This window comes from Micromonospora sp. DH14 (assembly GCF_029809455.1).
Classification (GTDB): Bacteria; Actinomycetota; Actinomycetes; order Mycobacteriales; family Micromonosporaceae; genus Micromonospora; species Micromonospora parva.
Map to the genome: position 1 here is coordinate 162,570 of NZ_JARVKT010000014.1, position 18,131 is coordinate 180,700.

Annotated in this window: 15 protein-coding genes and 1 pseudogene; 7 read left to right on the forward strand and 9 right to left on the reverse strand. The window is 71.7% G+C overall.

The genetic code is table 11. The features are described 5' to 3' along the window. Positions 1-130: 130 nt before the first annotated feature. The 6 genes from tkt to pgl all read left to right on the forward strand — a co-directional run bounded on the left by tkt (position 131) and on the right by pgl (position 8,802). Positions 131-2,269, forward strand: a complete 2,139-nt coding sequence (tkt, locus tag QCZ28_RS19950; RefSeq protein ID WP_279518072.1) for a transketolase — start codon at positions 131-133, stop codon at positions 2,267-2,269. A gap of 15 nt (positions 2,270-2,284) precedes the next feature. Next, on the forward strand, positions 2,285-3,460 hold the full coding sequence (gene tal, locus QCZ28_RS19955) for a transaldolase (protein ID WP_279518073.1): 1,176 nt from the start codon (positions 2,285-2,287) through the stop codon (positions 3,458-3,460). Between the two features lie 147 nt (positions 3,461-3,607). Then, entirely contained in the window at positions 3,608-5,257 is a 1,650-nt protein-coding gene (locus QCZ28_RS19960; protein WP_279518074.1) for a glucose-6-phosphate isomerase, read from the forward strand. Positions 5,258-5,358: 101 nt separating this feature from the next. After that, entirely contained in the window at positions 5,359-6,873 is a 1,515-nt protein-coding gene (gene zwf / locus QCZ28_RS19965; protein WP_279518089.1) for a glucose-6-phosphate dehydrogenase, read from the forward strand. Continuing rightward, positions 6,870-7,886 (forward strand): glucose-6-phosphate dehydrogenase assembly protein OpcA, encoded by a 1,017-nt coding sequence (locus QCZ28_RS19970; RefSeq protein WP_279518075.1) that lies wholly within the window; start codon positions 6,870-6,872, stop codon positions 7,884-7,886. Before zwf ends, QCZ28_RS19970 begins: the two co-directional genes overlap by 4 nt. 145 nt (positions 7,887-8,031) lie before the next feature. Then, positions 8,032-8,802: a 6-phosphogluconolactonase gene (gene pgl / locus QCZ28_RS19975; protein ID WP_030337340.1), complete on the forward strand. Its 771-nt coding sequence runs from the start codon at positions 8,032-8,034 to the stop codon at positions 8,800-8,802. A gap of 18 nt (positions 8,803-8,820) precedes the next feature. Here the strand turns inward: pgl and QCZ28_RS19980 are convergent, their stop codons facing one another. The 8 genes from QCZ28_RS19980 to rapZ form a co-directional block, all read right to left on the reverse strand. Then, complete coding sequence (locus QCZ28_RS19980; protein ID WP_279518076.1) at positions 8,821-9,162, reverse strand: RNA polymerase-binding protein RbpA; 342 nt, start codon at positions 9,160-9,162, stop codon at positions 8,821-8,823. A gap of 140 nt (positions 9,163-9,302) precedes the next feature. Further along, the gene (gene secG, locus QCZ28_RS19985) at positions 9,303-9,563 is read right to left on the reverse strand and encodes a preprotein translocase subunit SecG (protein WP_030337344.1); all 261 of its coding nucleotides are present in this window, start codon (positions 9,561-9,563) and stop codon (positions 9,303-9,305) included. Positions 9,564-9,659: 96 nt separating this feature from the next. After that, positions 9,660-10,451 carry a triose-phosphate isomerase gene (gene tpiA, locus QCZ28_RS19990; protein WP_279518077.1) on the reverse strand — a complete coding sequence of 264 codons (792 nt, stop codon included), beginning with the start codon at positions 10,449-10,451 and terminating at the stop codon, positions 9,660-9,662. A 2-nt stretch (positions 10,452-10,453) separates the two neighbouring features. After that, positions 10,454-11,653 (reverse strand): phosphoglycerate kinase, encoded by a 1,200-nt coding sequence (locus QCZ28_RS19995; protein ID WP_279518078.1) that lies wholly within the window; start codon positions 11,651-11,653, stop codon positions 10,454-10,456. After that, on the reverse strand, positions 11,650-12,654 hold the full coding sequence (gene gap / locus QCZ28_RS20000) for a type I glyceraldehyde-3-phosphate dehydrogenase (protein WP_088988543.1): 1,005 nt from the start codon (positions 12,652-12,654) through the stop codon (positions 11,650-11,652). Before gap ends, QCZ28_RS19995 begins: the two co-directional genes overlap by 4 nt. Positions 12,655-12,920: 266 nt before the next feature. After that, a complete protein-coding gene (gene whiA / locus QCZ28_RS20005; protein ID WP_030337350.1) occupies positions 12,921-13,901 on the reverse strand; it encodes a DNA-binding protein WhiA in 981 nt (326 codons plus the stop codon). Positions 13,902-13,955: 54 nt separating this feature from the next. Continuing rightward, positions 13,956-15,023, reverse strand: a complete 1,068-nt coding sequence (locus QCZ28_RS20010; RefSeq protein WP_279518079.1) for a 2-phospho-L-lactate transferase CofD family protein — start codon at positions 15,021-15,023, stop codon at positions 13,956-13,958. Beyond that, entirely contained in the window at positions 15,020-15,922 is a 903-nt protein-coding gene (gene rapZ, locus QCZ28_RS20015; protein WP_279518090.1) for an RNase adapter RapZ, read from the reverse strand. Before rapZ ends, QCZ28_RS20010 begins: the two co-directional genes overlap by 4 nt. 188 nt (positions 15,923-16,110) lie before the next feature. Between rapZ and recQ the strand changes: the two genes are divergently transcribed. Next, entirely contained in the window at positions 16,111-17,955 is a 1,845-nt protein-coding gene (recQ, locus tag QCZ28_RS20020) for a DNA helicase RecQ (RefSeq protein ID WP_279518080.1), read from the forward strand. A gap of 80 nt (positions 17,956-18,035) precedes the next feature. Here the strand turns inward: recQ and QCZ28_RS20025 are convergent. Continuing rightward, positions 18,036-18,131 (reverse strand): annotated as a pseudogene (locus tag QCZ28_RS20025) (phytochelatin synthase); the annotation flags it as partial.

Consider the following 18,131-nt stretch of genomic DNA (forward strand, 5'->3'; position numbering starts at 1 on the left):
ACCGGGTTGAACCGAGCATCCGGATGGTCACGTAGCGCACACCATGCGCAGATCCCCGGGCGCACGTTTAGGGACGCTCGATAAGGTCATCGGTGAGGGTTCCGCCCATCTGCCGAGGAGCACAACCATCGTGGCTGTTAAACGACCCGAGCACTCCGCACTGAACTGGTCCGACCTCGATCGCCGGGCCGTCGATACCGTCCGCGTGCTGGCCATGGACGCCGTAGAGAAATCCGGCAACGGTCACCCGGGCACCGCGATGAGCCTCGCGCCCGCCGCGTACCTCCTCTTCAACCGCGTCATGCGGCACAACCCGGCCGACCCGAACTGGCCCGGCCGCGACCGGTTCGTCCTCTCCGCCGGGCACTCCAGCCTGACGCTCTACATCCAGCTGTTCCTCTCCGGTTACCCGCTGAGCCTGGACGACCTGAAGTCGCTGCGGCAGTGGGGCTCGCAGACGCCGGGGCACCCCGAGCACGGGCACACGCCCGGCGTGGAGACCACCACCGGCCCGCTCGGGCAGGGTCTGGGCAACGCGGTCGGCATGGCCATGGCGGCCCGCCGCGAGCGCGGCCTGTTCGACCCCGAGGCCGAGCTCGGCGCGTCCGTCTTCGACCACGACATCTGGTGCATCGTCTCCGACGGTGACATCGAGGAGGGCATCAGCCACGAGGCCAGCGCGCTCGCCGGGCACCAGCAGCTGGGCAACCTCACGGTGATCTACGACGACAACGAGATCTCCATCGAGGACGACACCCGGATCGCCAAGAGCGAGGACGTGGCCGCCCGCTACGAGGCGTACGGCTGGCACGTGCAGACCGTCGACTGGCGCAGCGGCGACGCCGACCAGGGCGACTACCACGAGGACGCCGAGGCGCTCTACGCGGCGCTGGTGGCCGCCAAGGCGGAGACCGGCCGCCCCTCCTTCATCGCGCTGCGCACCATCATCGGCTGGCCCGCCCCCAACAAGCAGAACACCGGCAAGATCCACGGTTCGGCGCTCGGCGCCGACGAGGTGAAGGCCACCAAGCGGATCCTCGACTTCGACCCGGAGCAGAGCTTCCAGGTCGACGAGGAGGTGCTCAGCCACGCCCGCACGGTGATGGGCCGCGGCTCGGACGCCCAGCAGGAGTGGACCACCGCGTTCGACGCCTGGAAGAAGGCCAACCCGGAGCGCACCGCGCTCTACGAGCGGTTGGCGGGGCGGGTCCTCCCCGACGGCTGGACCGACGCGCTGCCGGTCTTCCCCGCGGACGCCAAGGGGTTGGCCACCCGGGCCGCCTCCGGCAAGGTGCTGGAGGCGCTCGCCCCGGTGCTCCCGGAGCTGTGGGGCGGCTCGGCCGACCTGGCCGAGAGCAACAACACCACCATGAAGGGCGAGCCGTCGTTCATCCCGGCCGCGCACGCCACCAAGGACTTCCCCGGTCACGAGTACGGCCGCACGCTGCACTTCGGCATCCGTGAGCACGCCATGGGCGCGATCCTCAACGGCATCGCCCTGCACGGCGGCACCCGCCCGTACGGCGGCACGTTCCTGGTCTTCAGCGACTACATGCGTCCGTCGGTGCGGCTGGCCGCGTTGATGAAGCTGCCGGTGACCTACGTCTGGACGCACGACTCGATCGGCCTCGGCGAGGACGGCCCGACCCACCAGCCGGTGGAGCACCTGACCGCGCTGCGCGCCATCCCGGGCCTGGACGTGGTCCGCCCGGCGGACGCCAACGAGACCGCCTGGGCCTGGCGGCAGGCGCTGGAGCACACCGACCGGCCCACCGCGCTGGCGCTGAGCCGTCAGCCGCTGCCGACCTTGGACCGCGACGTCCTGGGCAGCGCGGACGGCGTGGCCAACGGTGGCTACGTGCTGGCCGAGGCGTCCAACGGCAAGCCGCAGGTGATCATCGTCGGCACCGGTTCCGAGGTGCAGCTCTGCCTGACCGCCCGGGAGCGGCTGGAGGCCGACGGCACCCCGACCCGGGTCGTCTCGATGCCCTGCCAGGAATGGTTCTTCGAGCAGGACGAGGCGTACCGGGAGTCGGTGCTCCCGCGCGGGGTAAAGGCACGGGTGAGCGTGGAAGCGGGTATCGCGATGTCCTGGCGCGGCATCGTCGGTGACCTGGGCGAGAGCGTCAGCCTGGAGCACTACGGAGCGAGCGCCCCGCACACCGTGCTCTTCGAGCAGTTCGGGTTCACCCCCGACCGGATCGTGGCGGCAGCACACGCCTCGCTGGCCCGGGTGGGCGACATCACCGGTTTCACGACCGGCAACTGAGGGAGCGTGGATGGCATGACGGACAAGCTGAATGAGCTCACCGCCGCGGGCGTGGCGGTCTGGCTCGACGATCTTTCCCGGGTGCGGTTGAGCTCCGGCGGGCTGGACCAGCTGCGCCGCGAGAAGCACGTGGCCGGCGTCACCACCAACCCGACGATCTTCGCCAAGGCGCTGAGCGACGCCGACGAGTACAACTGGCAGCTGCGCGACCTGGCCATCCGTGGCGTGGACGTGGAAGAGGCCGTCCGGATGCTCACCACGTACGACGTACGGTGGGCCTGCGACGTGATGCGCCCGTCGTACGACGGCAGCGCCGGTGTCGACGGCCGGGTCTCGATCGAGGTGGACCCGCGCAGCGCGCACGACGCGGACAAGACCGTCGCCGAGGCCAAGGCGCTGTGGTGGCTGGTGGACCGGCCCAACCTCTTCATCAAGATCCCGGCCACCGAGGAGGGCCTGTCGGCGATCACCGACACCCTCGCCGAGGGCATCAGCGTCAACGTGACGCTGATCTTCGGTCTGGACCGCTACTCGGCGGTCATGGAGGCGTTCCTGGCCGGTCTGGAGCAGGCCAAGGCGAACGGTCACGACCTTTCGAAGATCGGCTCCGTGGCGTCGTTCTTCGTCTCCCGGGTCGACTCCGAGGTCGACAAGAGGCTCGAGAAGATCGGCTCGGACCAGGCCAAGGCGCTGCGCGGCAAGGCCGCCGTGGCCAACGCCCAGCTGGCGTACGAGCGCTACACCGAGGTGTTCTCCTCCGACCGCTGGAAGGCGCTCGAGGCGGCCGGCGCGCACCCGCAGCGGCCTCTGTGGGCGTCCACCTCGACGAAGAACCCGGACTACCGGGACGTCATCTACGTCGAGGAACTGATCGCCGCCGGCACCGTCAACACCATGCCGGAGTCGGTCATCCACGCGTACGCCGATCACGGCGAGACCCGCGGCGACACCGTCACCGGGGCCTACGACGCGGCCCGGAAGGTCTTCGCGGACCTGGAGTCGGTCGGGGTGGACATGTCCGACGTGATCGCCACCCTGGAGCGCGAGGGTGTGGAGAAGTTCGAGGCGAGCTGGCAGGAGCTGCTCGACGGTGTCAGCAAGTCGCTGACGGCGGCGGGCACCGGCAAGGGCTCGCCGAACAAGGCGGCCAAGGGCAACGCCAAGGCCGCCGAGAAGGCCGGTGGCGCATGAGCGAGCGAATCAGCAAGCTCAGTGCAACGGTGCCTCATGACGGCACGCAGCGAAGCGGAGTGACGGCATGAGCGAGCGCAGCGAGCGAATCAGCAAGCTCAGTGCAACGGTGCCTCATGACGGCACGCAGCGAAGCGGAGTGACGGCATGAGCGACCTGCCTGCTGGGGCGGTGGAGGGAGCCGCCGGGCTCTCCGTGTACGGCGCGGACGCGGTCGACAAGGCCGCGCCCGCCTCGACCCGGGACGCGCTGGTCAAGGCCGGCGTCCCGGGCAAGCTGGCAGGCAAGGACGCGAGCCTGTGGGGTCCGGACGCCGAGGCCGAGGCGAAGATTCGCCTGGGCTGGGTGGACACCCACCGGCGCAGCCGCGAGCTGCTCGTGCAGTTGGCCGAGCTGACCGCGGAGCTGGCCGACCTGGATCACGTGGTGCTCGCCGGCATGGGTGGTTCGTCGCTCGCGCCCGAGGTGATCACCCAGACGCTGGGTCGTCCGCTGACGGTGCTGGACACCACCGACCCGGGCCAGGTCCGGGCGGCGCTCGGTGACCGGCTGGAGCGCACCGTCGTGGTGGTGGCCAGCAAGTCCGGGTCGACGGTGGAGACCGACAGCCACCGGCGCGCCTACTGGCAGGCGTTCCTGGACGCCGGGATGACCGAGGCGGAGGCCGGCCGGCACTTCGTCATCGTCACCGACCCGGGTTCGCCGCTGGAGGCCACCGCGACCGAGATGGGCGCGTTCACAGTGCTCGCGGACCCGAACGTCGGCGGCCGGTACTCGGCGCTCACCGCGTTCGGTCTGGTGCCGTCGGCGCTGGCCGGCGTGGAGGTCGCGGAACTGCTCGACCAGGCCGACGCGCTGGCCACCTCGCTCGGCGCGGACCAGAACAACCCGGCGTTGGCCCTGGGCGCCGCCCTGGGCGCCGCGGCCACTGTGGCCCGGGACAAGGTCGCCCTCGTCTCCGACGGCACCGGCATCGACGGGCTCGGCGACTGGGCCGAGCAGTTGATCGCCGAGTCGACCGGCAAGGCCGGGGTGGGCATCCTCCCGGTGGTCGTGGAGTCCCCGCAGAGCCCCGGTGCCACCGGCGCGGACGTGCTGACCGTCAGCTACGGCGGCGCGCTGGCCGCCGGTGACGTGCCGGGCGGCGGCGCCACCCCGGACGTGGCCGTCAACGGCCCGCTGGGCGCGCAGTTCCTGGCCTGGGAGTACGCCACCGCGGTGGCCGGTGTGGTGCTCGGGATCGACCCGTTCAACCAGCCGAACGTCACGGAGTCCAAGGAGAACACCAACAAGATCCTGGCCTCGGGCCTGCCGGCGGAGACGCCGTCGTTCACCGAGGGCGCGATCGAGGTGTACGCCCCGCAGGGCGCCCCGGGTGACCTGGCCGGCGTGCTGCGCTGGCTGCTCGACGGGTTGGGCGACGACGGTTACCTCGCGGTGATGGCGTACCTCGACCGGTTCGCCGACGCCGACACGGCCCGGCTGCGGCCGCTGCTGGCGCAGGCGAGCGGACGGCCGGTCACCTTCGGCTGGGGGCCGCGGTTCCTGCACTCGACCGGCCAGTACCACAAGGGCGGTCCGCAGGTGGGTAGCTACCTCCAGGTGACCGGCGCGGTGGCCGAGGACCTGGCGGTGCCGGGCAAGCCGTACACCTTCGGTGAGCTGCAGGCGGCGCAGGCCGCCGGGGACCGGCAGGCGCTCGCCGGTCGGAACCGGCCGGTCCTGCGGTTGCACCTGACCGACCGGGCCGCCGGTGTCGCCCAACTACTGGACGCGGCCGGTGATCTGCGGGCGTGAGGATGGACGACGTGACTGAGGCGGAGCGAGGAGGCGGTTCCGTGAGCGCGAGGAGTGAGCCGGGGTTGCGAGCCCCGGAGTCGCGAACCGAAGGCGGCTCGGTGAACCCGCTGCGCGACCCGCAGGACCGCCGGTTGCCCCGGATCCCCGAGCCGTGCGCTCTGGTGATCTTCGGGGTGACCGGCGACCTGGCCCGCAAGAAGCTGCTTCCCGCGGTCTACGACCTGGCCAACCGGGGGTTGTTGCCGCCGGGCTTCGTGGTGCTCGGCTTCGCGCGTCGCGACTGGGGCGACGGTGACTTCGAGACCCTGGCCTGCGAGGCGGCGAAGAAGCACGCCCGTACGCCGTGGCGGGACGAGGTGTGGGCGCGGCTGGCCGGCAACATCAAGTTCGTGGGTGGCTCGTTCGACGACGACGCCGCCTTCGACCACCTCGCCTCGACCCTGGACGACCTGCGCCAGACCCACGGCATCGCCGGTAACGCGGCGTTCTACTTCTCCATCCCGCCGGCCGCCTTCCCGGTGGTGCTCAAGCAGCTGGCGCGGACCGGAATGGCCGACAACGCCAAGTCCGGCGGTTGGCGGCGGGTCGTGGTGGAGAAGCCCTTCGGCAACGACCTGCCGTCGGCGAAGGCGCTCAACGACCTCGTCGACGACGTGTTCACCCGGCAGGACGTCTTCCGGATCGACCACTACCTGGGCAAGGAGACGGTTCAGAACATCCTCGCCCTGCGGTTCGCCAACAACCTGTTCGAGCCTCTGTGGAACTCCAAGTACGTCGACTCGGTGCAGATCACCATGGCGGAGGACGTCGGCATCGGCACCCGCGCCGGCTTCTACGACACCGTCGGCACCGCCCGTGACGTGCTGCAGAACCACCTCCTGCAACTCCTCGCCCTGGTGGCGATGGAGGAGCCGACCAGCTTCGACGCCGACGAGATCCGGGCCGAGAAGCTGAAGGTGCTCAAGGCCATCACCCTGCCCAAGGACGTCACCCGCGACACCGTCCGCGGCCAGTACCTGCCCGGCTGGGTGGGCGGCGAACGCGCTGTCGGTTACCGGGACGAGCAGGACGTCCCCGCCGACTCCACCACGGAGACGTACGTGGCGGTGCGGCTGGGCATCCAGAACCGCCGCTGGGCGGAGGTGCCGTTCTACATCCGGGCCGGCAAGCGGCTGCCCCGGCGGGTCACCGAGGTCGCCATCATGTTCAAGAAGGCGCCGCACCTGCCGTTCAACGACGCCGACATGGAGTCGTTGGGCAACAACCAGCTGGTCATCCGGGTGCAGCCGGACGAGGGCGTGGTGCTCAAGTTCGGCTCGAAGGTGCCGGGCACCACCATGGAGGTCCGCGACATCGCGATGGACTTCCAGTACGGCGAGGCGTTCACCGAGTCCAGCCCCGAGGCGTACGAGCGGCTGGTGCTGGACGTGCTGATCGGTGACCGCACCCTGTTCCCGGACGCGGCCGAGGTCGAACAGAGCTGGCAGGTGATCGATCCCCTGGAGCACGCCTGGGCGGGCAGCACCCCGGAGCCGTACCGGGCCGGTGAGTGGGGCCCACGGGCCTCCGACGAGATGCTGGCCCGCGAGGGCCGCGCCTGGAGACGAGCATGATCGGGCTGTGGGACACCACCGGCAACGAGGTGGTCAAGGCGCTCGCCGCCGAGCGGCGCAGCGCCGGTGGGGTGGCCAGCGGCATGGCACTCACCCTCATCGTGGTCGTGGACGAGAAGCGGGTCCGGGAGGCGGAGGCGGCGGCGACGATCGCCGCCGCCGCCCACCCGTGCCGGCTCCTGGTGGTGGTGCGCTCGGAGATCGAGCGGGACCGCAACCGACTGGACGCGGAGATCGTGGTCGGTGGCCGGCTCGGCCCGTGCGAGGCGGTGGTCACCCGGATGTACGGCCGGCTGTCGCTGCACGCCGAGTCGGTCGTGATGCCGCTGCTCGTGCCCGACGTGCCGGTGGTCACCTGGTGGCACGGCGAGCCGCCGGCGGAGATCGCCACCGACTTCCTCGGGGTGGTGGCCGACCGGAGGATCACCGACTGCGCGCAGGCCGCCGACCCGGTGGAGGCGCTGCGGCAGCGTGCCCGGGACTACGCACCGGGCGACACCGACCTGGCGTGGACCCGCATCACCCCGTGGCGCACCCTGGTCGCCGGGGCGTTCGACACGACCAGCGCCCAGGTCACCGAGGCGACAATCGTCGCGCCGCCCACCGATCCGACGGCGGCGCTGATGGCCGGTTGGCTGTCCAGCCGGCTCGGCATCACCCCGCACCGGGTGGACAGCAACGAGTTCCCCCGCATGCGGGAGGTGCAGCTCAGCTGCGCCAACGGCGACCAGCTGACGCTGACCCGCGAGGACAGCATGGCCGTGTTCCGGCGCACGGGTCAGGAGGACCGGGCTCTGCCGCTGGTCCGCCGCCCGCTCGGCGACGAACTGGCCGAGGAGCTGCGCCGGCTGGACGCCGATCAGGTGTACGCGGAGGCGCTGGGCGCGACGGCCGGCCTGCGCGGGCTGGAGCAGCGCCCGCCGCAGCGGGTCCACGTCTGGAAGGATCCGGCCACCGCGCAGCGCGCCGAGGCCGGGGTCACCGCGCACGCCGGCACCAGCGGCGAGGGCTGAGCCCAGCCGGGGTACGACGTCGGGCAGGGCCGGTACCCACCGGCCCTGCCCCGCAACCTCTGGGGTTTTACGCCCCAACCACCTCGGGCGGACCGTCCCGGGCACGACAGCGACCGCCGCGCGGTCGGGAAACGAAGGCGCAACCATGAGTGAGGCGAGTGTCGCCGTCCACGCCGACGCCGACCTGTTGGCGCAGGCCGTGGCGGCCCGGTTGCTGGTGAAGCTGCTCGACGCCCAGGCCGACCGGGGCGAAGCCTCGGTGGTGCTCACCGGCGGTCGGGTCGCCGCCGCCGTGTACCGGGCGGTGGCGGCGCTGCCGGCCCGCGACGCGGTGGACTGGTCCCGGGTCGACGTGTGGTGGGGCGACGAACGGTTCCTGCCCGCCGGTGATCCGGACCGCAACGAGACCCAGGCTCGCGCCGCCCTGCTGGACGTGGTGCCGCTGGACCCGGCCCGGGTGCACGCGATGCCGGCCTCGGACGGCCCTGCCGGCAACGACCCCGAGGCGGCGGCTGCCGGGTACGCGGAAGAGCTGGCCCGCGCCGCCCGGCCCGGGCACGCCACCCTGCCGCACTTCGACGTGCTGATGCTGGGCGTCGGCGAGGACGGCCACGTGGCGTCGGTCTTTCCCGAGCACCCGGTCGGCTACGAGACGCGGCCGGTCAGCGCGGTGCGGGGCAGCCCCAAGCCGCCGCCGACGCGGACCACCCTCACCCTGCCGGCGATCAACACCGCCGAGGAGGTCTGGCTGGTGGCCGCCGGCGCCGACAAGGCTCGCGCGGTGGGTATGGCGTTGGCCGGCGCGGGGCCAGTCCAGTTGCCGGCGGCCGGCGTGCGCGGTGTGGGCCGCACCCGTTGGCTGTTGGACCGGGCGGCGGCCGCCGACGTGCCCGCCCGGCTGCGCAGCCTGCGCTGAGCGCGGGCCGTTAGGCCGTTACTCGCCGCGCCGGCGCCGCAGAGCGGCGAGCGCCTCGTTCAGCAGCGCCTCGCCCTCCTCGGCGGTGCGCCGCTCCTTCACGTACGCCAGGTGGCTCTTGTACGGTTCGGCGCGGGCCCGGCCCGGCGGGTTCTGGGCGTCCGGGCCGGCGGGCAGGCCGCAGCGCGGGCAGTCCCACACGGCGGGCGGCTCGACGTCCGCGGCGATCCGGATGTCGACCCGGTGGTCGTTACGGCACCAGTAGGTGACGTCCTGTCGGGGGGCGGGTTGGTGCCGCTCGTCCGGGCGCATGGGTGCGGACCCGACCCGGGCTCCCCGGATAACGTTGCCACTCGGCACGGCTGCTCGCTCCTGTCGTCGGAGGGGACCCGCCGTCTTCGGGGGTGGAGCGGCGGGCGACGCGGTGCAGCGGGGAAAAGCCTGCGCGCGGCCCGTCGAGTGACGAACCGCGCGCAGATTGTACGACTTACTGGGCCTGCTCAGGCGCCGCTGTTCATCTGGAGGCGCAGCCAGAGCCCGAGCCCGACGATCGCGGCGAACCAGACGACGCTCACCAGCACGGTGTAGCGGTCCAGGTTCTTCTCCGCGACCGAGGAGCCCGCGAGGCTGGAGCTGACGCCACCGCCGAACATGCTCGACAGACCGCCGCCCTTGCCGCGGTGCAGCAGGATCAGCAGGGTGAGCAGAATGCTCGTGATGACCAGCAACACGATCAACGTGTATGCGAACCAGATCGGCATGGCTGGGGTCAGTTCCTCTCGTAGCGATCCTCGCCCGGTCTGATCGGGCACGGCGGCACCGACCGGCGGACGGGCGGTGTCAAGGATACCGAGCGATCAGCGAGCGAGGTGCTCCGGGAACCGGCAGATCTGAGCGAATTCCTCGGCGTCCAGGCTGGCGCCCCCCACCAGGCCCCCGTCCACGTCCGCCTGACTCATGATCGAGGCGATGTTGGACGCCTTGACCGAGCCGCCGTAGAGGACCCGGACCTGGTCGGCGGTCTCCTGGTCGAAGCGGGCCGCCAGCCGCTGACGCACCGCCCCGCAGACCTCCTGAGCGTCGTCAGGGGTCGCGGTCTTGCCGGTGCCGATCGCCCAGACCGGCTCGTACGCGACCACTACCTGCCGCACCTGCTCGGGGGTGAGCCCGGCGAGGCCCCCGTCGAGCTGGTCGGAGCAGTGCGCCACATGGCCGCCCTGCTCGCGGACGTCCAACCCCTCCCCCACGCAGAGGATCGGCGTCAGGCCGTGCGTCAGCGCCGCCTTGACCTTGGCGTTGACCAGCGCGTCGTCCTCGTGGTGGTAGGCCCGCCGCTCGGAGTGCCCCACCACGACGTACGTGCAGCCGAGCTTGGCCAGCATCGGCCCGGAGATGTCCCCGGTGTACGCGCCGGACGCGTGCGGGGAGAGGTCCTGCGCGCCGTAGCCGATCAGCAGCTTGTCGCCGTCCACCGCGGTCTGCACGGTCCGCAGGTCGGTGAAGGGCGGCAGCACGACCGTCTCGACGTCGGTGAGCTGCTTCTCGGTGAGGCTCGCCGCCAACTTCTGCACCAGCAGGTTGGCCTCGAGGTGGTTGAGGTTCATCTTCCAGTTGCCGGCCATCAACGGCCGGCGGGTGGTGCTCGCCATGTTCAGTTCTCCAGGGCCGCGATGCCGGGGAGGGTCTTGCCCTCGAGGTATTCCAGGGAGGCGCCACCACCGGTGGAGATGTGCCCGAAGGACGAATCGTCCAGCCCCAGGGCACGGACGGCCGCCGCGCTGTCACCGCCGCCGACGACGCTGAACGCGTCGGCCTTGGTGATCGCCTCCGCGACCCCCCGGGTGCCCGCCGCGAAGGCCGGCATCTCGAACACGCCCATCGGGCCGTTCCAGAAGATCGTCTTCGCCTGGGACAGCGCGGCGCTGAAGCCAGCCACCGTCTCCGGGCCGACATCCAGGCCGAGCCGGTGGCTCGGGATGCCGTCGACCCGCACCGTGTCGTGCGCCGCGTCCGGAGCGAACGCGTCCGCCACCACCACGTCGACCGGGAGCAGGATCTTGCCGTTGGCCCGCTCCAGCAGGTTGCGGCAGGTCTCGACCATGTCCTTCTCCAGCAGCGAGGTGCCCACCTCCAGGCCCTGGGCCTTGAGGAAGGTGAAGCACATCCCGCCACCGATGAGCAGCCGGTCGACCGTCGGCAGCAGCGCCTCGATCACGGCCAGCTTGTCGGACACCTTCGACCCACCGAGCACCACCACGTACGGCCGCTCGGGGTCACCGGTGAGCTTCGAGAGGACCTCGACCTCACGCAGCACCAGCCGGCCCGCGACGTGCGGCAACCGGGCCGGCACGTCGAAGACGCTGGCGTGCTTGCGGTGCACGGCACCGAACGCGTCGTCCACGTACGCGTCGCCGAACGCGGCGAGCTGGTCGGCGAAGGCGCCCCGCTCGGCCTCGTCCTTGCTGGTCTCACCCGCGTTGAAGCGCAGGTTCTCCAGCAGGGCGATCTGACCGTCGGCCAGGCCGGCCACTGTGGAACGGGCCGACTCGCCGACGGTGTCGGTGGCGAAGTGCACCGGCGCGCCGAGCAGCTCGCCGAGCCGCCCGGCGACCGGACCCAGGCTGAACTGCGGGTCCGGCGCGCCCTTCGGGCGGCCCAGGTGCGAGCAGACGACCACCTTCGCGCCGGCCTCGACCAGCGCGCCGAGGGTCGGCAGCACCGCGCGGATCCGGCCGTCATCAGTGATCGCGCCGGACTGCTTGTCGAGCGGGACGTTCAGGTCGGCGCGCACCAGCACGCGCCGACCCGACACCCCCTCGGCGAGCAGATCGTCGAGGGTCCGGATGCTCACAGCGAGCTACCGACCAGCTTGACGAGGTCGACGAGGCGGTTGGAGTAGCCCCACTCGTTGTCGTACCAGCCGACGACCTTGACCTGGTTGCCGACCACCTTGGTCAGCGGCGCGTCGAAGATGCACGACGCCGGGTCGGTCACGATGTCGGTGGAGACGATCGGGTCCTCGTTGTAGACCAGGATGCCCTTGAGCGGGCCGTCCGCGGCGGCCTTCAGCGCGGCGTTGACCTCGTCGACGGTGGTCTCGCGGCCCACGTTGACGGTGAGGTCGGTGACGGAGCCGGTCGGGATCGGCACCCGCAGGGCGTACCCGTCGAGCTTGCCCTTGAGGTCCGGCAGGACCAGGCCGATCGCCTTGGCGGCGCCGGTGGAGGTCGGCACGATGTTCAGCGCGGCGGCCCGGGCCCGACGCAGGTCCGAGTGCGGCGCGTCCTGAAGGTTCTGGTCCTGGGTGTACGCGTGGATCGTCGTCATCAGACCGTGCTGGATGCCGAACGTGTCGTGCAGGACCTTCGCCATCGGGGCGAGGCAGTTGGTGGTGCACGAGGCGTTGGAGATGATGGTGTGCTTCGCCGGGTCGTAGGTGTCGTGGTTGACACCCATGACGACGGTGACGTCCTCGTTCTTCGCCGGTGCGGAGATGATGACCTTCTTGGCCCCGCCGTCGACGTGCGCCTTGGCCTTGGTGGCGTCGGTGAAGAAGCCGGTCGACTCGATGACGACGTCGGCGCCGACCTCGCCCCACGGCAGCTTCGACGGGTCCTTCTCGGCGTACGCCTTGATGGTCTTGCCACCGACGGTGATCTCGTCGGCGGTGGCCTTGACCTCGTAGGGCAGACGACCGAGGATGCTGTCGTACTTGAGCAGGTGGGCGAGCGTGCCGTTGTCGGTCAGGTCGTTGACCGCCACGACCTCGATGTCGGCGTCAGACGCCAGCACTGCCCGGAAGAAGTTACGGCCGATTCGGCCAAAGCCGTTGATGCCAACCCGGATGGTCACAGGTCCCATCTCCTCGCGTTCTGGTCCGCCGGCTTCACACAACGGGCCGGCGGGAATGGTGTGCGCCGACCGTTGGAGCCGGCCGTCGACGGTTCATCTCGGCCACCCCGCCGCGCGGTCTGAGGACCTGACCGCCCGAGGCGGTGGGCACGACGAGAAAGGCCGGTGTCGGCCCCCTTGCCGTACTCAGCGACCCTATCCGAGCGTGCGAGACCACGCTGCGCCGGGTCGTGCTCCCGGACGCGCCGTGCGGCCCCACCGTCCTATCAGACCACGAGCATGTCGGGCGTGACGGCTGCTTCCGTATCCGGGATGCCGAGGTCCCGGGCCCGCTTGTCGGCCAGCGCCAGGAGCCGGCGGATCCGCCCGGCGATGGCGTCCTTGGTCAGCGGGGGGTCGGCCAGCGCCCCCAGCTCCTCCAGCGACGCCTGCCGGTGCTCCAGGCGCAGCCGCCCGGCGTCGGTCAGGTGGTTCGGTGCCTCGTCGGCCAGGATCTCCAGCGCTCGGGTGACCCGGGCGGCCGCGGCGACCGCCGCCCGCGCCGAACGGCGCAGGTTGGCGTCGTCGAAGTTGGCGAGCCGGTTGGCGGTGGCCCGCACCTCCCGGCGTACCCGGCGCTCCTCCCAGGCCAGCACGCTGGAGTGCGCGCCGATCCGGGTGAGCAGCGCGGCGATCGCGTCGCCGTCCTTGACGACCACCCGGTCCACCCCGCGTACCTCACGGTTCTTCGCGGTGATGCCGATGCGCCGGGCCGCGCCGACCAGCGCCAGCGCCGACTCCGGCCCCGGGCAGGTGATCTCCAGCGCGCTGGAGCGGCCGGGCTCGGTGAGCGAGCCGTGCGCCATGAACGCGCCCCGCCACGCGGACACCGCGCAGCAGACGTTCGCCGCCACCACGTGCGGGGGCAGCCCGCGCACCGGGCGGCCCCGCACGTCGAGCAGCCCGGTCTGCCGGGCGAGCGCCTCGCCGTCCTTGACCACCCGCACGATGAAGTGGCTGCCCTTGCGCAACCCACCGGAGGCCAGCACGTGGATCTCGCTGGGATAGCCGTAGACCTCGGCGATCTCCCGGCGCAACCGCCGGGCAACCGCCCCGGTGTCCAGTTCCGCCTCCACCACCACCCGGCCGGAGACGATGTGCAACCCGCCGGCGAAGCGCAGCAGCGCGGCCATCTCCGCCCGCCGGCAGCAGGGCTTGGGCACGTCGACCCGACTCAGCTCGTCCTTGACCGCGGCCGTCATCGCCATTGTGCGTCCCCTCACGGACCTGTTCCGGCGTGTCGCCGGAGATTACGTACGTGTCTAACGATCGGCGCCCAGGACAGGCACCAGCGCGGCGCCCAGGGCAGCCGGATCATGGCGGGGAGTCCCGTCGACAACGGCGACGGGGGCGAGGACCAGGCGGGCACCCAGCGATTCTGCCGCACGTTCGACCGGTTCGGGGTCACCCACCGCCTTGGCGTCGGCAAGCACGAGATCCACCTTCAGCTCGGGCAGGTACCAGTGCAGCGCCGCGAGGTGGTCGGCGACAGAGAGCCCGAGGGTCTCCTTCTCCGCGGCGAGGTTCAGCGTGACCAGCCGCCGGGCCGAGGTGGAGACGATGGCGTCGGCCAACTGCGGCACCAGCAGGTGCGGCAGCACGCTGGTGTACCAGCTGCCCGGCCCGAAGATCAGCCAGTCGGCCGCCCGGATCGCCTCGATGGCCTCGGCGCAGGCCGGCGGGGCGCTCGGTGTCAGGCGCAACGACTCGACCCGTCCGGTGGTGACGGCCACCTGGTGCTGGCCGGTGACCGTGCGCACCTCGTCGGGGGCGGCCGGGTCGGCGCCGCGTACCCGGGCCTCGATCCCGACCGGTTGGCGGGACATCGGCAACACCCGGCCCACCGTGCCGAGCATCGCGCCGGCGTGCTCCAGCGCCGCCACCGGGTCGCCGAGCAGCTCCATCAGGCCGCAGAGCACCAGGTTGCCCACCGCGTGCCCGGTCAGACCGTCCGTGCCGGCCGACGCGCCGTCGGTGCCGTGCGGGGCCGGGCCGTCCGGGCCCGGGTCGTCGCTTGCCGCCGGGCCCCTGTCGGTCCCGTCCGATCGGGGTACGCCCACCGGCACGGCGGCGAAGCGGTGCTGGAACAGCCCGGCGCTGCGTCGGGTGGCCGGGTGGTCCCCGGCCAACGCCACGAGCGCCTGACGCAGATCACCCGGGGGCAGGCCACCACGCTCGGCCCGCAGCCGGCCACTGGAGCCGCCGTCGTCACCCACCGTGACCACCGCGGTGATGTCGAGGTCGAGTTCGGGAGCGCAGTGGCGCAGCGCGCGCAACGAGGCGGACAGCCCGTGCCCGCCACCGAACGCGACCACCCGCCGGGTCGTCATTCCCGCCCCAGGTCACGGTGCTGGGCGTTCGCCGCCAGCCCGGAGTGCCGCAATCGGCCGGCCAGCTCCTCGGCGATGGCCACGCTGCGGTGCTTGCCGCCGGTGCAGCCCACGGCGACCGTGAGGTACCGCTTGCCCTCCCGCTCGAAGCCGGTGGTGGTGGCGTTGACCAGGTCGGCGTACGAGGCGACGAAGGCGTCCGCGCCCTCCTGACCCAGCACGTACGCGCTGACCGCCTCCTCCCGCCCGGTGTGCTCACGCAGCTCCGGCACCCAGTAGGGATTGGGCAGGAAGCGGGCGTCCAGCACGAAATCGGCGTCCGGTGGCAGGCCGTACTTGAAGCCGAACGACAACACGGTGACCCGCAGCCGGCGGGCGTCCTCGCCGCCGAACAGCTCCTCGATGCGCCGCCGGAGCTGGTTGACGTTCAGGTGGCTGGTGTCGATGATCACGTCGGCCTGGTCGCGGGCCTCCTCCAGCAGGCCGCGCTCCACGGCGATGCCGTCGGCCAGCCGCCCGTCACCCTGCAACGGGTGCGAACGCCGAACGCTCTCGAACCGCCGGATCAGCACCTCGTCGTCGGCGTCGACGAAGACCACCCGGGGCGAGAACCCGCGCTCCTTGAGCTCCCGGATGGCCCCGGCCAGGTCGGTGGAGAAGGCCCGCGACCGCACGTCCAGCACCATTGCGGTACGCCGGGCCGCGCCGCCCGCCTTGAACGCCAGCTCGGCCATGTCCAGCATCAGGGCCTGCGGCAGGTTGTCCACCACGTAGTAACCGACGTTCTCCAACGCCCGGGCGACAGTGCTGCGGCCACCCCCGGAGAGGCCGGTGACCACCACGAGCGTGGTTTCCGACTCGGCCGCCGACTGCTCGTCGTCGGCCTCCGGGCCGTCGATCCGGTCACCGGCTGTGCGCGCCTCGCTCACCCGTACCCCCAAGCCGTGGCGCCGCGGCCGCCATCGGCCGCGATTGGTCAATCAGCGACTCTATCCCGCCGCCCGTTCAGGGCCGGGCACCCGTCGCCGACGCACCGGTCCGGGTGCGCCGGGCGGGCGCTGTCGGGGTCGGCTCGTAGACTCCCCGGATGGCTTCTCCCACCGACCTGCGTGCCGCCTCCGGTGCCCTCGACGCGCTGCGCCGGGTGTTCGGCTACGACGCCTTCCGCGGTTTCCAGCAGGACGTGATCGACCACGTGGTCGGCGGCGGCGACGCACTGGTGTTGATGCCCACCGGTGGCGGCAAGTCCCTGTGCTACCAGATCCCGGCGCTGGTCCGCGAAGGGGTGGCGGTCGTGGTGTCCCCGCTGATCGCGCTCATGCAGGACCAGGTGGACGCGCTCACCGCGGTCGGCGTCCGCGCCGGGTTCCTCAACTCGACGCAGACCCTGGACGCCCGGCGACGGGTGGAGGCCGCCTTCGTCGCCGGTGAGCTGGACCTGCTCTACCTGGCCCCGGAGGCGCTCGGCGTCCGGTCCACCCTCGCCCTGCTGGACCGCGGCCGCATCTCGCTGTTCGCGATCGACGAAGCGCACTGCGTGTCCCAGTGGGGGCACGACTTCCGCCCCGACTACCTCGCGTTGTCGATGCTGCACGAACGCTGGCCGCAGGTCCCCCGGATCGCGCTGACCGCCACCGCGACCAGCGCCACCCGCACCGAGATCGCCACCCGACTCAAGCTCGACGACGCCCGGCACTTCGTGGCCAGCTTCGACCGGCCCAACATCCAGTACCGGATCGTGCCCAAGCGCGAGCCCCGCAAGCAGCTGCTGACCCTGCTGCGTGACGAGCACCCCGGCGACGCCGGCATCGTCTACTGCCTGTCCCGCGCCTCGGTCGACAAGACGGCGGAGTTCCTCACCGCCAACGGCATCGCCGCCCTGCCCTACCACGCAGGGCTGGACGCGGGCACCCGTGCCGCCAACCAGCAGCGCTTCCTGCGCGAGGACGGCCTGGTCATGGTGGCCACCATCGCCTTCGGCATGGGCATCGACAAGCCCGACGTCAGGTTCGTCGCGCACCTCGACCTGCCCAAGTCCGTCGAGGGCTACTACCAGGAGACCGGCCGCGCCGGCCGGGACGGCCTGCCGTCCACCGCCTGGCTGGCGTACGGGCTGCAGGACGTCGTCCAGCAACGCAAGATGATCGAGACGTCCGACGGCGACCTCGCCCACCGCCGCAACCTCGCCGCCCACCTGGACGCGATGCTCGCCCTCTGCGAGACGGTCCGCTGCCGGCGGGTCCAGCTGCTCGAATACTTCGGCGAGACGACGACGACCGCCTGCGGCAACTGCGACACCTGCCTCACCCCACCGGAGTCCTGGGACGGCACCGTCGCCGCCCAGAAGTTGCTGTCCACCGTCTTCCGCCTCGACCGCGAACGCAACCAGCGCTTCGGTGCCGGGCACTGTATCGACATCCTGCTCGGCAAGCAGACCGACAAGATCAGCCAGTACGGTCACGACTCGCTGACCGTCTTCGGCATCGGCGCCGAGCTCAGTGAGGCCGAGTGGCGGGGCGTGGTCCGGCAGTTGCTCGCCGAAGGGCTGCTCGCCGTGGAGGGTGACTACGGCACGCTGGCGTTGACCGAGGCCAGCGGCGACGTGCTCGGCCGCCGCCGCACCGTCACCATGCGCCGCGAGCCGGAGAAGGCGCCGTCGAGCCGCTCGTCGAAGCCGCGCGGCTCGTCCACCGTCGTGGCCGAGCTGACCCCGGCCGCCGCGTCGGTCTTCGAGCGGCTTCGCGGCTGGCGGGCGACCACCGCCAAAGAGCAGGGCGTTCCGGCGTACGTGATCTTCCACGACGCCACCCTGCGACAGATCGCCAGCGACGCGCCCCGCACACTGGCCGACCTGTCCCGGGTCAGCGGGGTCGGCGAGAACAAACTCGCCAAGTACGGCGAGCAGATCCTGGCCGTCCTCGACACCGACTGAGGCACGCCGAAGGGCCGGGCCCCGTGGTGGGGTCCGGCCCTTCGGCTGTGTGCTGGGTGCTGGGGTGTTGGTGTTGGGGGTCAGCTGGTGGCGTAGCCGCGGGTGGCGATCCAGTCGGCGAGGTGCTCGACGGTGGTTTCGTAGGAGGCGGTGTCCGGGTTGGCGGAGTCGGCGAT

Bases quoted from the DNA above. Each gene is read 5' to 3' on its own strand.
- tal (WP_279518073.1), top strand. From the start codon at position 2,285: ATGACGGACAAGCTGAATGAGCTCACCGCCGCGGGCGTGGCGGTCTGG.
- QCZ28_RS19960 (WP_279518074.1), top strand. From the start codon at position 3,608: ATGAGCGACCTGCCTGCTGGGGCGGTGGAGGGAGCCGCCGGGCTCTCC.
- QCZ28_RS19970 (WP_279518075.1), top strand. From the start codon at position 6,870: ATGATCGGGCTGTGGGACACCACCGGCAACGAGGTGGTCAAGGCGCTC.
- pgl (WP_030337340.1), top strand. From the start codon at position 8,032: ATGAGTGAGGCGAGTGTCGCCGTCCACGCCGACGCCGACCTGTTGGCG.
- secG (WP_030337344.1), bottom strand. From the start codon at position 9,563: ATGCCGATCTGGTTCGCATACACGTTGATCGTGTTGCTGGTCATCACG.
- tpiA (WP_279518077.1), bottom strand. From the start codon at position 10,451: ATGGCGAGCACCACCCGCCGGCCGTTGATGGCCGGCAACTGGAAGATG.
- whiA (WP_030337350.1), bottom strand. From the start codon at position 13,901: ATGGCGATGACGGCCGCGGTCAAGGACGAGCTGAGTCGGGTCGACGTG.
- QCZ28_RS20010 (WP_279518079.1), bottom strand. From the start codon at position 15,023: ATGACGACCCGGCGGGTGGTCGCGTTCGGTGGCGGGCACGGGCTGTCC.
- recQ (WP_279518080.1), top strand. From the start codon at position 16,111: ATGGCTTCTCCCACCGACCTGCGTGCCGCCTCCGGTGCCCTCGACGCG.